Below are 15,048 nucleotides of genomic sequence, written 5' to 3'. Positions count from 1 at the left end.
ATTAATATATTAATATATTTGCTATTATAACCAATATTACTGCTGCTCACCTGAATTATACTCCTTCATGGTTCCAGATTTTATGTATATTTATCCTGTTTGCGATTGATATGCATATCCCACAGTACAATTAACTGATAAACTTTCAATCAAATACTTCAAATTTACCAATTTATACATGAAGACCTTGCATTTAAAAGCCTGTACCTGTCATCCTGCCAGTATTAATCTGCCCGGCTCCAAAAGTATCAGCAACCGCACCTTACTCCTTGCTGCATTGGCGGATAATGTCAGTGAAATTTATGATTTACTTGATTCAGATGACACCCGCTATATGCTGGAAGCACTGAAAACACTTGGCATTAGAATTGAACATCTTCCCGTAGACAGTACTAACTCTGGTTTAAATATCAGAATATATGGTTGTCAGGGTAACTTTCCTAAACAGAAAGCCGATTTATTTCTTGGTAATGCAGGTACTGCATTCAGACCATTAACAGCAGTACTGGCGATAACAGGCGGTGAATATTATTTACATGGTGTAAATCGTATGCATGAACGTCCTATCGGCGATTTGGTTAATGCATTGCGAATGACAGGCGCCGAGATTGAGTATAAAGGACAAAACGGCTTTCCGCCATTACAAATTCATGAAATCCGGCAACAGAATACTGATCATATTAGTGTTAAAGGTAATGTTTCCAGCCAGTTTTTAACTGCATTACTCATTGCTCTACCATTAACAGGTAAAAAGTATACTATCGAAGTTACAGGTGAATTAATTTCTAAACCTTATATCGCAATTACTCTGAATCTGCTCAAACAGTTTGGAGTAGACGTTGAACATGATCATTATCAGACATTCAGACTGAATGCAGGACAACGTTACCATGCTCCGGCTCAAATTTATGTGGAAGGAGATGCATCCAGTGCTTCCTACTTTCTTGCTGCCGGCTTAATTTCAGGAAAACCTATTCGTGTCAATGGCATAGACAATCAAAGTATTCAAGGTGATGTAGCATTTGTGCAAGAGCTTGAAAAAATCGGAGCAACTGTACACTGGGGTAAACAATTTATTGAAATATCCCGTGCCCCACATCAGAACATTCTGCCTTTTGATATTGATGCTAATAATATCCCTGACGCAGCTATGACACTGGCTATCGTCGCTCTTGCCAGCAAAAGTACCTGTCATATTCGCAATATTGCCAGCTGGCGTGTTAAAGAAACTGATCGAATCAATGCCATGGCTTGCGAATTACGTAAACTAGGTGCCACAGTATTAGAGACTGAAGACAGCATCAGTATTACACCACCGGCAAAATTACATTCAGATATTCATATTAGCACTTATGATGACCACAGAATGGCCATGTGTTTTTCACTTATCAGTTTACTAGGAACACCTGTTTATATTGATGATCCGCAGTGTGTCAATAAGACCTTCCCAGAATATTTTCAGGTTTTTGCCAGCATGTGCACACCTGTTTAAAATCATAACTTTACTTAGTCTGTTTTCTATTTACTCAGGTTTCAGTTCAATATTGATATAATTTATTTTTTTATTTACTCATGTTACAAACAGACCAACTATCAGGCGCACAGCCACAACGCGTCATCAGCCCGCAGACAGCTTCAGCACAGGAAGAGCTACTCGAACGAGCTCTGCGTCCGCGTGCGTTATCAGATTATATAGGTCAGCACAAATCCAAAGAGCAGCTTTCAATATTCATTCAGGCAGCAAAAATACGGCACGAAGCTCTGGATCATACTTTATTGTTTGGTCCTCCGGGACTTGGTAAAACCACTCTGGCACATATTATTGCTCATGAACTTGGCGTCAATTTACGTCAGACATCGGGACCTGTACTCGAACGCGCAGGCGATCTGGCCGCACTGCTTACCAATCTGGAACCGCATGATGTACTTTTCATTGATGAAATTCACCGGCTGAATCCTGTAGTAGAAGAGATATTGTATCCGGCACTTGAAGATTATCAGCTGGATATCATGATTGGTGAAGGACCCGCTGCGCGTTCAGTTAAAATCGATCTTCCGCCATTTACTCTGGTCGGAGCAACTACACGCGCCGGCATGTTAACAAACCCATTGCGAGATCGTTTCGGTATAGTTTCACGTCTGGAATTTTATAATAATGCAGATTTAACTACGATTGTGAGCCGATCGGCTCAGCTTCTGCAACTCAAAATTGATAATACCGGAGCGGCAGAAATAGCCAAACGCAGTCGCGGCACACCGCGTATCGCTAATCGTCTGCTCAGACGTGTACGAGATTATGCAGAAGTAAAACATCAGGGTGAAATAAATGCCGTTACAGCAGATGCAGCCTTAAAAATGCTGGATATTGACCAGTCCGGACTGGATGTTATGGACTGTAAATATCTGGAAGCAATTTTATATAAATTTTCAGGCGGACCTGTCGGCTTGGATAATATTGCCGCGGCAATTGGTGAATCAACTGATACCATCGAAGATGTTATCGAGCCCTATTTAATTCAGCAAGGATTCTTACAGCGCACGCCGCGAGGACGCATGGCCACTGAATTAAGTTATAGTCATTTTGGTTTACCCACACCCGGCAATAAAGCTTAATTGTTGCACCAATATTCCGGTTTTATCTTCAAATACCAATAAAATATAAACATACCTCGATCCAAATACAGGAACAAACAAGGAAAAAAACACATGAATACCAAACAGATAGATGCCGGCATATTCAAAGCATATGATATCCGCGGCATCGTAGATGTTTCACTGAATAAAGATACTGCCGAACTGATTGGCCGTGCTATTGCCACAATAGCCCTCAGCAAAGGAGTTGATCAGATTGCAATAGGACGTGACGGCCGTTTGTCCGGTCCGATTCTGGCAACAAGTCTGATTCAGGGCATCACTGCCTGTGGTATCAATGTAATCGATATAGGTATGGTTGCCACACCAATGCTGTATTTTGCAGCTGTTAAACATTGCCAAGGTAGCGGCATCATGATTACAGGCAGTCACAATCCGCCTGACTATAATGGTTTTAAAATGATGCTGGCGGGTACTACTCTGGCTGGAGATGATATTCAGGCTTTACGTAAAATTATCGAATCCGACGAGCTTACCGCTCAATCTGAACATACTGGTAATGTTGTTTCCTTACCTATTGCATCAGAATATATTAATTATATAACTAATCATGTTCAGCTCCAGCGACCAATGAAAATTGTTATTGATGCCGGAAACGGTGTGGCTGGAGCCTATGCCGGCGATTTATATCGCGCTCTGGGCTGTGAAGTACAGGAATTATTTTGCGAAGTAGATGGCAATTTTCCCAATCATCATCCTGACCCGGCTAAACCCGCCAATTTACAGGATTTAATTCAGGTATTGCAAAAAAGCGATGCCGAAATCGGACTAGCTTTTGATGGAGATGGTGACCGTCTTGGTGTTGTAACAAAAGATGGACGGATTATCTATCCTGACCGTCAGCTAATGCTTTTTGCTGCTGATGTTCTCGCACGCAATCCGCAAGCAAAAATTATCTATGATGTAAAATCCACCAGATTATTAAAACCCTGGATTGAACAGCATGGCGGTGAAGCTATCATGAGCAAAACTGGTCACAGTTTTATCAAAGCAGCAATCAAAGAACACAATGCATTATTAGCTGGTGAAATGAGTGGTCACGTATTCTTCAAAGAACGCTGGCTAGGCTTTGACGATGGATTATATGCCGGCGCACGTATGCTGGAAATTTTATCCAGACATAAGAATCCTTCTGCTGTTTTGAATGATTTACCTGAAGGAGTTTCTACACCAGAACTGAATATTGCTGTTCCGGCCGGACAAACCGGACATGAAATTATTTCCAGTCTGGCACAAAATGCACAATTTGAAAACGAGATTGAGCGCATCACTATAGACGGACTGCGTGTGGAATTTAAAGATGGATTCGGCCTGATGAGAGCTTCCAATACCACTCCTGTATTAGTATTACGTTTTGAAGCTGATAATCAGCAAGCTTTAGCCAATATTATCGCTCAGTTCAAAGCAGTTATTGCTCAAAATCCGGACTTAAACTGGGACTGAATTTACTTCAACCCAATAATTTTCTGACTTAAAATATAAAAGTAAACGGCTACTAAAGTAGCCGTTTTAATTTTAAAGCCGATTATTATATCCGCTCAAACATTATTTTTTAGCCTGACTGCCGGTTTCACGAACAAACATTGTCATGATAAATGCCAGAATCAAACCACCTACAAAAACATAGTCTGCAGTTTGGAAAACTTTCAAATTCAGCTGACCTTCTGCTTTTGTCAGATGGTCAATCAGAATATTAAACATATTGGTCATAATTGCACTAATCACAAATACGAAAAAGTTAATCACACCAGTAGCTGTACCTTTAACTTCATCAGGATTCACTTCTTTAATCATTGTATAAGGGATCATTGCTGCACCGGATGCAATACCGAATAATAAACCCATCACAAAAGGCGGCATAACATCAGGCAAGTAAACAATAAAACCACCAGTAATGCCCATAGCAATAAGGCTACCCATCACAACTGGTTTACGGCGACCAATTACATCAGATAAATAACCTAAAATCGGACAGCCAATTACCCAGCCTAGCGGAACCATTGCCAAACGTAAGGCTATGTCATCTTTAGCAATCAGTCCGTCCTGTAAAAACTGATTTCCCCATGCAATATTACCAACATTGGTAGGCAGGAACATCATGGCACCGATGAAAGCACAAATGTAAGACTGTGGATTTTTCAATACCACAATATAAGGATGGCTTAAACCACTCCAGTCAATTTTACCTTCACGAGTACGTGGTGTAGATAACACTGAACCAAAGAAAACTACAACCAGTATACCAGCAGCCACTATCCAGAACATCTGCCATGTCAGCACCTGATTTTTAATAATCGGCGATACAACAGCTTGTCCCATAAATCCGCCAAGCATACCGAAACACTGAGTCATACCGACAGCAGTTGCCAGCCATTTTTTCGGAAAACCGCGTGTGGCCAGAAATACCGCGCTGGTAAAAGCAAGCCCGGAGCCTGCACCTTGCAGGAATCGACCGAATTGAGCAGTAATAACTGTTCCGGAACAGAATAGTACGCAACCAATAGCAACTAAAATAATACCCAACGAGGCAGTAAAACGCGGCCCGATACGATCCAGCATCACACCTGATACCAGCGCAAAGAAAGCATATGAATAAAAATACAGACCGATAATGCCAGCCATTTCAACTTTAGAAATATGCAAAGTGTCTATAATTTCAGCCTGCATAATACTTGGGGCCGAGCGCAATGCATATTGTACAAAATAAAAAATGGCACAAATAAACCAGGCAATTATAAACGTTTTATTTAATGCACTGGATTGATCAGCATTTGGTGGAGAAACTGACATATTGGATTTATGATTCATAGCGTACTCGCTTTCGTTTAATTCCGAATGAAATATCACAAAATCATTCTAACAAAACCCGTGTTACGTACACAATAAAGTTCCCAAATACTTAAAATAAGAAAAAATATAATTAAATTACATTAATTTAAACAAAAAAATAAAACATTAATCAAACTTAAGCATTATTAGAACAATATTATGCTTTCAAAATGTCAAATTAATAAAATATTCTGTTCAATTTTACAAATATAACTATATTTCACTAATTATCGGATTTTTGATTTACACCATATTTACACAGGACACAAAAAACATCATAGCATGAACAAAAGTATTAAATGAAGTTTTATAAACACAATTTTAATTAAGCTCAAGATTAATACATAAACAAATATTTTATGAATTATAAATATTGATAGCGATAGTATTATATGTTTTGGTGATGGATTAATTATTATTTAAATTCAATAAATAATAAAATTATAAGACATTTTAAATATTTTTATATTAATCTAGTAAAAAACTTTATTATAAGAATATTTATTCAGTTTATACAAATAAACTTGCAGTTAATGGATTTGAGAAAATTTTGAAAAACCTGCCAGCTACAAAATAATAGATAAATACAAATAATAAAAAATTATGCTTTTGAAAGACTGAATCATATTAAGCTATTTATCTGGCTTATATATGATTTAGTCTTTCAAAAGCACGAAATAATTCTTAATTTAGTTAGAAATTATTAAATAGATGCATTGATAAATGCTTCCAGTTGTCCTTTATTCAAAGCTCCAACTTTTGTAGCAATACTGGCACCATCTTTAAATATCATTAATGTGGGTATACCACGAACATTAAATTTAGCAGGAGTATCCTGATTCTCATCTACATTAAGTTTTACAATTTTCAGCTTACCTTGATAAGCCGAAGCCAATTCGTCCAGAATTGGCGCAATCATTTTGCACGGCCCACACCATGGAGCCCAGAAATCCAGTAGTACCGGCACATTCGCCTGCAAAACTTCTTTATCGAAATTGCCATCACCTACATGAACAATTAAATCGCTACTCATTATGGTTTCCTTTTATTATCGGGTTTCTATATAAAATATAGCTAATCAGCTATCAATGCAATAGTAAAATAAAACTAACTGATTACATGATGATTAGATACCAAGTACACAAAACACTAATAGCTGTTTAAACTAATCTGAATATTATTTTAAATATATCAAATATTTATCTTACTTAATGCATTAGCTAAATCAGCTTTCAAATCAGAGGCATGTTCCAAACCGACAGATAAGCGAATCAGTCCGGGCTGAATTCCGGCTTCCAGCTTGGCTTCCGGAGGCATACGGCCATGTGTAGTCGTCCATGGATGAGTGACAGTTGATTTAACATCGCCCAGATTTCCGGTTTTACTAAACAGAGTTAACATATCAATTACCTGCCAGGCAGCTTTTTCACCACCTTTGACCTCAAAAGCTACAACAATTCCGCCACCTTGTTGTTGCTTCTGCACCAGTGATTTCTGCGGGTGATTAGACAGACCAGTATAATGTACTGTTATTACCCGTGGTTGCGTTGAAAGGAACTGAGCTACTTCCAGCGCATTAGCACACTGCTTTTCCATGCGGATATACAAAGTCTCCAAACCACTTAGGAGTATCCATGCATTAAAAGGTGACAATACTTCGCCGGTAGTACGGACATGTAAAAAAATTTCGTTTACCAATGCAGCACTGCCGCAGATAACTCCCCCCATTACACGCCCATGACCATCAATCGCTTTAGTAGCAGACTCGACTGATAAATCTGCCCCCAGTCGCAACGGCTGTTGCAAAGCCGGCGATAAAAAACTGTTATCAACAACCAGTATAGCCTGATTATTATGTGCAATTTCTGCAAGTTTAGTAATATCAGCCAGTTCATTCAGTGGATTAGACGGCGTTTCAACAAAAAGCATTCTGGTATTAGGACGGATAGCGGACCGCCATTCAGTAATATCAGTCTGACTTACCAGTGTCACTTCAATCCCAAAACGTGGCAAAATATTATTCAGTAATCCAATCGTGGTTCCAAACAAACTTTTACTGGCTACCAAATGATCGCCAGCTTTTAACAGAGCAAGAAAAGTAGCATTGATTGCAGCCATTCCTGTAGACGTTGCCAGACCAGCCTCTCCCTGTTCGAGCTGAGCCACCCTTGCCTGAAACGCCGCAACAGTAGGATTATTAGTACGTGTATAAGTATAACCCTGTGTAGAACCGGCAAATAAAGATGCGCCAGTTTCTGCATTTTCAAACATAAAACTACTGGTCAGAAACAGTGCAGAATTGTGTTCATTATAGGGAGTTTGTTCCTTAGCACCCCGGATGGCGATAGTTTCAGGATGCAATTGTAAAGTAGACATGATTGTTTAATTTATCTATAAATATTGAGTAAAGAATTGTGCCGCTTTTTTTATAATTGTGCAAATAACCGGCTTTTATAAATAAAGAATACTATATTCTTTATTTTAAGCCTCATACATCAAGCAAATAGCAACACCTCAGTATATGTTTATCATACATTTTGATAAATTATATATATTGGGAAAAATAATTGAAAGCAAGGATAAAAAATGTATTTTGTCATTTCACCTGCAAAAAAATTAAATGAATCAGTAGAGATTCCTACAAAAAAGTATACGCAAGCTAAACTTTTGGATCAGGCACAACAACTAATGCCATTACTACAACAACTGGCTCCCCACGAAATTGCTACTCTTATGAGTATCTCCGATAAACTCGCTTTACAAAATGCCGAACGTTATCAGAACTGGCAGCCCCCTTTTACACCTGAAAACGCCAAACAGGCTTTATATCTTTTTAATGGTGATGTTTATGAAGGCTTGGATGCGCTGCATTTAACTGAATCTGCATTAGATTATTTGCAACAACATATGTCTATCCTGTCAGGTTTATATGGTGTTCTTAAACCTTTAGATTTAATTCAGCCCTACCGTTTAGAAATGAGTATTAAACTTAAAAATGCTCGCGGCAAAGATTTATATACTTTCTGGGGAGACATCATTACCAACACCATTGAACAGAATATACAGTCAGAAGAATATAAAGTACTTATTAATCTCGCGTCACAAGAATATTTCAAAGCAATAAATACTAAAAAAATATCTGTACCTGTTATTGCACCTGTTTTTAAAGATCAAAAAAACGGTAAATATAAAATTATCAGCTTTTATGCCAAGCGTGCGCGAGGGTTGTTTATGCGCTTCGCGGCAGAAAATCAGTTAACAGATCCGGAACAGTTAAAAGAATTCGATTATGATGGCTATTATTATGATAAAGCCTCATCCAGTGAATCAGAGTGGGTATTCCTGCGTGATGAAAACAGCCATCACTAAATTTAATCAAAAATAAAATGAACGATTTAACCAGAAATTCGCTGTTTGCTTATACAAAACACTTGGCAAATCCGTATTAATCGTCTATTATGCGCATCTTCAAAGACGGAAGCGTGGCAGAGCGGTTTAATGCAACGGTCTTGAAAACCGTCGAGGGTTGATAGCCCTCCGTGAGTTCGAATCTCACCGCTTCCGCCAAATAATAAATAAAATAAACAATTAACTAATTAATGTTAGTTTTATCTCCCACATAAAAACCTACAACGAAGCGGACATTGCCGAAAAGGGAAGATATGGATACGTATCGAGTCGCTCAGATCTGTTTGAACGGCCATGTTGTAACAACCACCGCAGATGTACAGCCCGAACGTCAAGAAGCATTTTGTTCGAAGTGTGGCGAAGCGACCATCACTCAATGTCCAAATTGCAGCGCATCTATTCGGGGCAAATTTGAATATGAACGCGTAGTAGTAGTCGGGTTCGACGCCTTCTATAAACCTCCGGCGTTCTGCCACAACTGCGGTAAAGCGTTTCCTTGGACTGAACGAAAGATCGCAAGCGCCGTTGAGTTGGTCGAAGTTGGGGCGGATCTATCCCCCGAAGAAATGCAACAATTCCGTTCCGACTTGACAGAGCTAACGAAAGACAGTCCGAAAACGCAAGTTGCGTCGCTTCGCTTCAACAAGGTAATGGGCAAGGCCGGAAAATCCATCGCATCCGGTGTTCGAAATATTATTGTAGACGTTCTGAGCGAAGCAGCCAAGAAAGCGATTTGGGGCTGAACAGCCGCAGCTAGACAAAAAAAGCCCGGCATGAAGGTCGGGCATAGTCTTTCTGATACTGTGAATTCACATACGAACGCACTTCAAAGCTTTTGAAATAAACGCCTATTTTATAAGCTGCTGTAAATGTTGCCGATAGCCTTGTTGACTTTCGGTATAAATTCCCCAAGCGCGATGCTGTCTGTCATGCGCTTGTGGACGTCTGAAACCCAACGTTCCATCGTATCGTAACAAAGCTTCGAACGGGTTTCGGCATTGAAGCCCACAATGAAGCTGGGCGGATGGAAGATGACGGCGGCAACATCCTTGCTTTCGAGCATCGCCCGCCGTACACACCTTCGTCGAACCGTCTGCTTGCATCGCCCGTTCGCGGCTATACTCCGAATTTCGCTTTCATGGCTGGCGCGCGGTGACACGTTTTCGTGCTTACGCAGTCGACAATGAACGTGCTGATTTCGCGGTAAAATAAAGATGGTTGCGCCTTCACTTCTCAACCTACCTTACCAAGTATTGTTTCTAGCGCTCTCTTCCATGCGGCGAGGTTGTCATCTTCGCAGTATTCCATCGCTTTTGCATAATCCAAGATGGTTTCGATGCACCCGTGAAGGTAGTTCTCTCTTTAATCTTTGTCTGCCATATAGATTTAAGCACGGTGATAACATCGGACTTCATAATATTTTTACGATAGGTTCGACAGTAATCGGTTAAGCGTAGGTTTGAAGCTTCGATTTCCATTGCATGCGTAATTGGGTTCGCGCGAATCGTTCACAATCACGACTAGGGCGCATTCGCGGAACGTCTTTACCTTCGATTAATGAATGCGCAAGGCTTCGCAGTCTTGTTTCTCTGTTCGATGGGTCGATATACCGCTCCAAACTTATTTACAAAGTTAGCAGGTCTTGTCGCGAGCTTCGATCAACGAAACTTCAGGTTAACTGACTAGTCGTTCTCCCTACCGATGCACTATAGACTTGCCATTGTCTTTCTATCATGTCCGTCAGCTACGCGCACCACTTATACCCAGAATCTCCCAACGATGCGCAGAGGCAGTCTTTCTGCACCGTTTACGGCATGCCGTCCTATGCTAATCAACTTTAACAGACTAAATAATTATAAAACGGATATATTACTACGATAATTTTATTCAAATTTCATTTATCTAGCTTAAAGTCGAAGATAAAAAATAAAATACTGCATTGAATTACACATTAAAAAGGAAAGTAGATTGTAAAAAAGCTAAGATAAAGACTGATAAGCCTTAAGCAAAACCTTTAACCTGCTGATCACAGTTATTTCCAAAATATTAGAATATTTTATAAGAATAAGTCTAAGTAAATTGCATAATGAAATAAATAATTTTTACCACTCATTTCACTATTCTTGGTTGGCAATATTTCTGCCAATTATCAAAAAAATTTTTGATATTAATGCTTTAATGGTATAAATAGCAGAAAACTGCATAGACTGTCTTAGCTAGAAAATATTAGTAGAAATGACTACTCTATACGAAAGATTATCTACTTATAAAAAAACTAAATTCTTATTATAGTTTTTAAAAGATACAGCAAATAATTGTGATATGTAAAATAAAAGTTTTGCGTCGATATCATGAAACTTTTATTTTACAATTTTAACATACATATCATAGACATATTTTTTATACTCTACCATGTGAAACTAATTAACTATTCCCGAAATCATGATGCTTGATTCGCTGATAGTTATACCAGTTTGTTTGATTTGACATCAAATTAGGTTGATTTTGTTGTAGTTCAGTATATTTGGAATTACCATCTTTCAGCTCGGGATTATCTTCAGTACTACTGGATCCTGAAGATAAACTTGTCTGAACATGTTGCTGAAACTCCATTTTCCGGGCTTTTTTATCCAGCATTGATATATGAATTTCTGTATCATAAATGCTTTTCAGTTCGAGCAATTTTTGATAAGTAGCAATCAACTCTTTATTATCAGGAGTTCGCATGATTTGCCCTTCAAGAAATTCACGGCATTTATTAAACTCTTCAGTTCTCATGGCTCATATATTAAAAAAATCTCAATATCTAAATTTTACACCATTTACAGAAATTAGCATTGAGAAATTGAATTAATATTTAAGTTATTCAGATATTATTAATCTAAATATCTGATATTACATTCGTTAAAAAATTTATCTTTATTCTCACAAATACGGGAATAGAGAAATTTAAAATTCTGAATCAAAATTTCAAGTACTTTTTTCTCAAAATATTAGAGATATAAGCAAAGCAATTGCACAAAAATTAATCACGCTTAAATTGGATTGATTCACCTTGTTTTTTTATAGTTATCCACAGATATACTCACAAAAATTGTGAAATTCTGAAGGAATTTAAAATGATAATAAAGGCTGAATAATAAAAATAACCAATCATATATATATGTTTTTAAAACAATTTTACTTCATTAAGTAAATTGAAAAAGTAAAACAACATAATTGAAATTCAAGTTCAGTAGCTCCAGACGTTTTGAATTAAAAGCATCCTGACAAACGCTCACAATTTCTATTTGTATAAATTTTGTTTCAATAATATTGATGATGCACTATAAAATTATACAAAGTAGGAAATTGAGACTTGAATTCTTCAATAAACATAAATAAAAAATATTAAATATATTTAGGTTGATTTTTTATAAATCAATAATTTAAATCTAATCAAAATATTTATCCATACTGGTACTTGACATTAATTTTCTGATACCAATATATCTGTTAATGAAAATATAACTAAAGGAAATTTTGATGAGATTCGATAAGCTTACCGCAAAGTTTCAGCAAGCTTTACAAGATGCACAAAGTCTTGCTTTAGGACAGGATGCTGGTTATCTGGAAGCCGTATTTATATTGAAGGCTTTAATGAATGATAATGATAGTGGCTGTGCTGCTTTACTTACCCAGGCTGGTGCAAATGTTGCACAGGTTAAACAGCAGGTTGACTCTACTATTAATGGTTTACCCAGAGTATCCGGTCAGGGTGGTGAAATCTTACCCAGTACTGAATTGCAGCACATTCTCAATCTGATGGATAAAGCTGCTATTAAACGTAATGATGCTTATATTGCCAGCGAGTTGTTTTTGCTTGGTGCTGTTCAGGAAAACGGACAATGCGGACGTATTCTGAAACAGGCTGGTGTTACAGAAGATAAATTGAATTCGGCTATAGATGCCGTTCGCGGAGGCGCAAGTGTGGATAATCCTAACGCAGAAGATCAACGTGAAGCATTGAAAAAATATACAACCGACCTGACTGAAAAAGCACGTTCGGGTAAGCTGGATCCCGTAATCGGGCGAGATGATGAAATCCGGCGCACTATTCTGGTGCTTGAACGGCGTACTAAAAACAACCCTGTACTTATCGGTGAACCGGGTGTAGGTAAAACTGCCATTGTTGAAGGTTTGGCTCAACGAATTGTGAATAATGAAGTTCCGGATTCTTTGCGAAATAAGCGTTTGCTTTTGCTGGATCTGGCTAGTTTGATTGCCGGTGCAAAATTCCGGGGTGAATTTGAAGAACGTCTCAAAGCAGTACTTAATGATCTGGCTAAAGACGAAGGCAATACCATTATTTTTATTGATGAAATACATACACTGGTAGGAGCTGGTAAAGCCGATGGTGCTATGGATGCAGGTAATATGCTCAAGCCGGCTCTTGCGCGGGGTGAATTGCATTGCATCGGTGCGACAACATTGGATGAGTATCGTCAATATATTGAAAAAGACCCTGCTCTGGAACGCCGTTTCCAGAAAGTACTGGTAAAAGAACCAACAGTTGAAGATACCATTGCCATTTTACGTGGCTTACAGGAACGCTATGAAATCTATCATGGCGTAGAAATCACTGATCCGGCAATAGTAGCTGCTGCTGAATTATCTAATCGTTATATTACCGACCGTTTTTTACCAGATAAAGCCATTGACCTGATTGATGAGGCCGCATCATTAATTAAAGTTGAAAGCCAGTCTATGCCTGAAAGTATGGACAAACTTAAACGCCGTGAAATACAACTGGAAATTGAACGCGCATCTTTAGTGAAAGAAGATGATGAAGCCAGCAAAAAGCGTCTGGCACTGCTGGATGAAGAGCTGGATAATGTTAAGCGTGAGTTTGCTGATCTGGATGAAATCTGGAAAGCGGAACGAGCCAAAGCTCAAGGCAGCGTTACAATTAAAGAGCAGATTGATCAGCTAAAAGTTAAGATGGATGCGCTTAAACGTAATGGTAAATGGGAAGAAGTGGCCAAGCTCCAGTATGAAGAATTACCCCGGCTTGAATCCCAGTTACAGGCTGCTGACAACGGGCAACAGAATAATCAGCCTAACAAGCTGTTACGCACTAAAGTAGGCTCAGAAGAAATTGCTGAAATTGTTTCGCGCATGACCGGTATTCCGGTATCCAAAATGATGGCTGGTGAACGGGAAAAACTATTGAGAATTGAAGAAGTATTGCATGAACGTGTAGTAGGACAGGATGAAGCTGTACGCGCTGTAGCAGATGCAATCCGCCGCTCACGCTCCGGTTTATCAGACCCGAATAAACCCTATGGCAGCTTTTTGTTCCTTGGCCCCACCGGTGTGGGGAAAACAGAGTTGTGTAAAACTCTGGCAAGCTTTTTGTTTGATAGCGAAACCCATCTGATTCGGGTAGATATGTCGGAATATATGGAAAAACATTCCGTTGCGCGCTTAATTGGTGCGCCTCCCGGCTATGTTGGTTATGAAGAAGGTGGTTTTTTAACTGAGCAGGTACGCCGCAATCCTTATAGTGTGGTTTTGCTGGATGAAGTTGAAAAAGCTCATCCGGATGTATTCAACATTTTGTTACAAGTTTTGGATGATGGTCGTTTAACTGACGGTCAGGGACGTACAGTTGATTTCAAAAATACGGTTATCGTTATGACTTCCAATATTGGCAGTCAGGAAATTCAGAAAATGGAAAGCGATGATTATGCTGCGATTAAGGCAGTAGTAATGGATGAAGTTAAACAATACTTCCGCCCTGAACTAATTAACCGTATTGATGAAGTTGTTGTATTCCATAGTCTTAACCAATCCAATATTCGTGCTATCGCTAATATCCAGCTTGCCGGTCTGCGTCAGCGTCTGGAAAAAATGGATTTACATTTACAGGTTGATGATGCCGCTTTGGATGTACTGGCTAAGGTGGGATTTGATCCGGTCTATGGCGCACGTCCTCTGAAACGGGCCATTCAGACTGAAATCGAAAATCCACTGGCTAAAGAATTACTGGCTGGAGACTATGCTCCTAACAGTACAATTATGTTAACGGCTCAGGATGGTATTTTGACTTTTGCCTGATTATCAATTGAGAAACCTGCTTTACAGCAGGTTTCTTTTTAATTTCAAATCAGCTTTATA

Annotated in this window: 11 protein-coding genes and 1 tRNA gene; 7 read left to right on the top strand and 5 right to left on the bottom strand. The window is 38.8% G+C overall.

Going from position 1 to position 15,048, the window contains the following annotated elements:
* Positions 1 to 178: 178 nt before the first annotated feature.
* From aroA to H3T75_RS03850, 3 genes are all read left to right on the top strand, one after another.
* Positions 179 to 1,492, top strand: coding sequence for a 3-phosphoshikimate 1-carboxyvinyltransferase (gene aroA / locus H3T75_RS03860; RefSeq protein WP_198211088.1), 1,314 nt, complete (start codon positions 179 to 181; stop codon positions 1,490 to 1,492).
* 80 nt (positions 1,493 to 1,572) lie between these two features.
* Positions 1,573 to 2,613: a Holliday junction branch migration DNA helicase RuvB gene (ruvB, locus tag H3T75_RS03855; RefSeq protein ID WP_037395087.1), complete on the top strand. Its 1,041-nt coding sequence runs from the start codon at positions 1,573 to 1,575 to the stop codon at positions 2,611 to 2,613.
* Between the two features lie 93 nt (positions 2,614 to 2,706).
* Positions 2,707 to 4,095: a phosphomannomutase/phosphoglucomutase gene (locus tag H3T75_RS03850; RefSeq protein ID WP_198211087.1), complete on the top strand. Its 1,389-nt coding sequence runs from the start codon at positions 2,707 to 2,709 to the stop codon at positions 4,093 to 4,095.
* Between the two features lie 102 nt (positions 4,096 to 4,197).
* Here the strand turns inward: H3T75_RS03850 and H3T75_RS03845 are convergent, their stop codons facing one another.
* The 3 genes from H3T75_RS03845 to H3T75_RS03835 all read right to left on the bottom strand — a co-directional run bounded on the left by H3T75_RS03845 (position 4,198) and on the right by H3T75_RS03835 (position 7,857).
* Positions 4,198 to 5,442, bottom strand: coding sequence for an MFS transporter (locus tag H3T75_RS03845; protein WP_198209166.1), 1,245 nt, complete (start codon positions 5,440 to 5,442; stop codon positions 4,198 to 4,200).
* Between the two features lie 742 nt (positions 5,443 to 6,184).
* Positions 6,185 to 6,514, bottom strand: coding sequence for a thioredoxin TrxA (gene trxA / locus H3T75_RS03840; RefSeq protein WP_025330820.1), 330 nt, complete (start codon positions 6,512 to 6,514; stop codon positions 6,185 to 6,187).
* Positions 6,515 to 6,672: 158 nt separating this feature from the next.
* Entirely contained in the window at positions 6,673 to 7,857 is a 1,185-nt protein-coding gene (locus H3T75_RS03835; protein WP_198211086.1) for an O-succinylhomoserine sulfhydrylase, read from the bottom strand.
* 210 nt (positions 7,858 to 8,067) lie between these two features.
* Between H3T75_RS03835 and yaaA the strand changes: the two genes are divergently transcribed.
* The 3 genes from yaaA to H3T75_RS03820 all read left to right on the top strand — a co-directional run bounded on the left by yaaA (position 8,068) and on the right by H3T75_RS03820 (position 9,632).
* Positions 8,068 to 8,850 carry a peroxide stress protein YaaA gene (yaaA, locus tag H3T75_RS03830; protein ID WP_198211085.1) on the top strand — a complete coding sequence of 261 codons (783 nt, stop codon included), beginning with the start codon at positions 8,068 to 8,070 and terminating at the stop codon, positions 8,848 to 8,850.
* Between the two features lie 107 nt (positions 8,851 to 8,957).
* A tRNA-Ser gene (locus H3T75_RS03825) sits at positions 8,958 to 9,048 on the top strand.
* A 95-nt stretch (positions 9,049 to 9,143) separates the two neighbouring features.
* Positions 9,144 to 9,632, top strand: coding sequence for a DUF2321 domain-containing protein (locus H3T75_RS03820; protein ID WP_078474901.1), 489 nt, complete (start codon positions 9,144 to 9,146; stop codon positions 9,630 to 9,632).
* Positions 9,633 to 9,742: 110 nt separating this feature from the next.
* On the opposite strand, the gene H3T75_RS03815 is transcribed toward H3T75_RS03820, so the two are convergent.
* Together H3T75_RS03815 and H3T75_RS03810 are read right to left on the bottom strand one after the other, a co-directional pair.
* A complete protein-coding gene (locus H3T75_RS03815; RefSeq protein WP_078474902.1) occupies positions 9,743 to 9,952 on the bottom strand; it encodes a hypothetical protein in 210 nt (69 codons plus the stop codon).
* 1,361 nt (positions 9,953 to 11,313) lie between these two features.
* On the bottom strand, positions 11,314 to 11,616 hold the full coding sequence (locus tag H3T75_RS03810) for a hypothetical protein (RefSeq protein ID WP_100126317.1): 303 nt from the start codon (positions 11,614 to 11,616) through the stop codon (positions 11,314 to 11,316).
* 798 nt (positions 11,617 to 12,414) lie between these two features.
* On the opposite strand from H3T75_RS03810, the gene clpB reads away from it, so the two are divergent.
* The gene (clpB, locus tag H3T75_RS03805; RefSeq protein WP_025330826.1) at positions 12,415 to 14,988 is read left to right on the top strand and encodes an ATP-dependent chaperone ClpB; all 2,574 of its coding nucleotides are present in this window, start codon (positions 12,415 to 12,417) and stop codon (positions 14,986 to 14,988) included.
* The last annotated feature ends 60 nt before the right edge of the window (positions 14,989 to 15,048 follow it).

The sequence above is a fragment of the Snodgrassella sp. W8135 genome (assembly GCF_016101225.1).
GTDB lineage: Bacteria > Pseudomonadota > Gammaproteobacteria > Burkholderiales > Neisseriaceae > Snodgrassella > Snodgrassella alvi.
This window is presented reverse-complemented; position numbering and strand designations above follow the sequence as displayed.

What these genes read in the sequence shown, in the direction of transcription:
- aroA (WP_198211088.1), top strand. Translation starts at nt 179, where the DNA reads ATGAAGACCTTGCATTTAAAAGCCTGTACCTGTCATCCTGCCAGTATT.
- ruvB (WP_037395087.1), top strand. Translation starts at nt 1,573, where the DNA reads ATGTTACAAACAGACCAACTATCAGGCGCACAGCCACAACGCGTCATC.
- H3T75_RS03850 (WP_198211087.1), top strand. Translation starts at nt 2,707, where the DNA reads ATGAATACCAAACAGATAGATGCCGGCATATTCAAAGCATATGATATC.
- H3T75_RS03845 (WP_198209166.1), bottom strand. Translation starts at nt 5,442, where the DNA reads ATGTCAGTTTCTCCACCAAATGCTGATCAATCCAGTGCATTAAATAAA.
- trxA (WP_025330820.1), bottom strand. Translation starts at nt 6,514, where the DNA reads ATGAGTAGCGATTTAATTGTTCATGTAGGTGATGGCAATTTCGATAAA.
- H3T75_RS03835 (WP_198211086.1), bottom strand. Translation starts at nt 7,857, where the DNA reads ATGTCTACTTTACAATTGCATCCTGAAACTATCGCCATCCGGGGTGCT.
- yaaA (WP_198211085.1), top strand. Translation starts at nt 8,068, where the DNA reads ATGTATTTTGTCATTTCACCTGCAAAAAAATTAAATGAATCAGTAGAG.
- H3T75_RS03820 (WP_078474901.1), top strand. Translation starts at nt 9,144, where the DNA reads ATGGATACGTATCGAGTCGCTCAGATCTGTTTGAACGGCCATGTTGTA.
- H3T75_RS03815 (WP_078474902.1), bottom strand. Translation starts at nt 9,952, where the DNA reads ATGCTCGAAAGCAAGGATGTTGCCGCCGTCATCTTCCATCCGCCCAGC.
- H3T75_RS03810 (WP_100126317.1), bottom strand. Translation starts at nt 11,616, where the DNA reads ATGCGAACTCCTGATAATAAAGAGTTGATTGCTACTTATCAAAAATTG.
- clpB (WP_025330826.1), top strand. Translation starts at nt 12,415, where the DNA reads ATGAGATTCGATAAGCTTACCGCAAAGTTTCAGCAAGCTTTACAAGAT.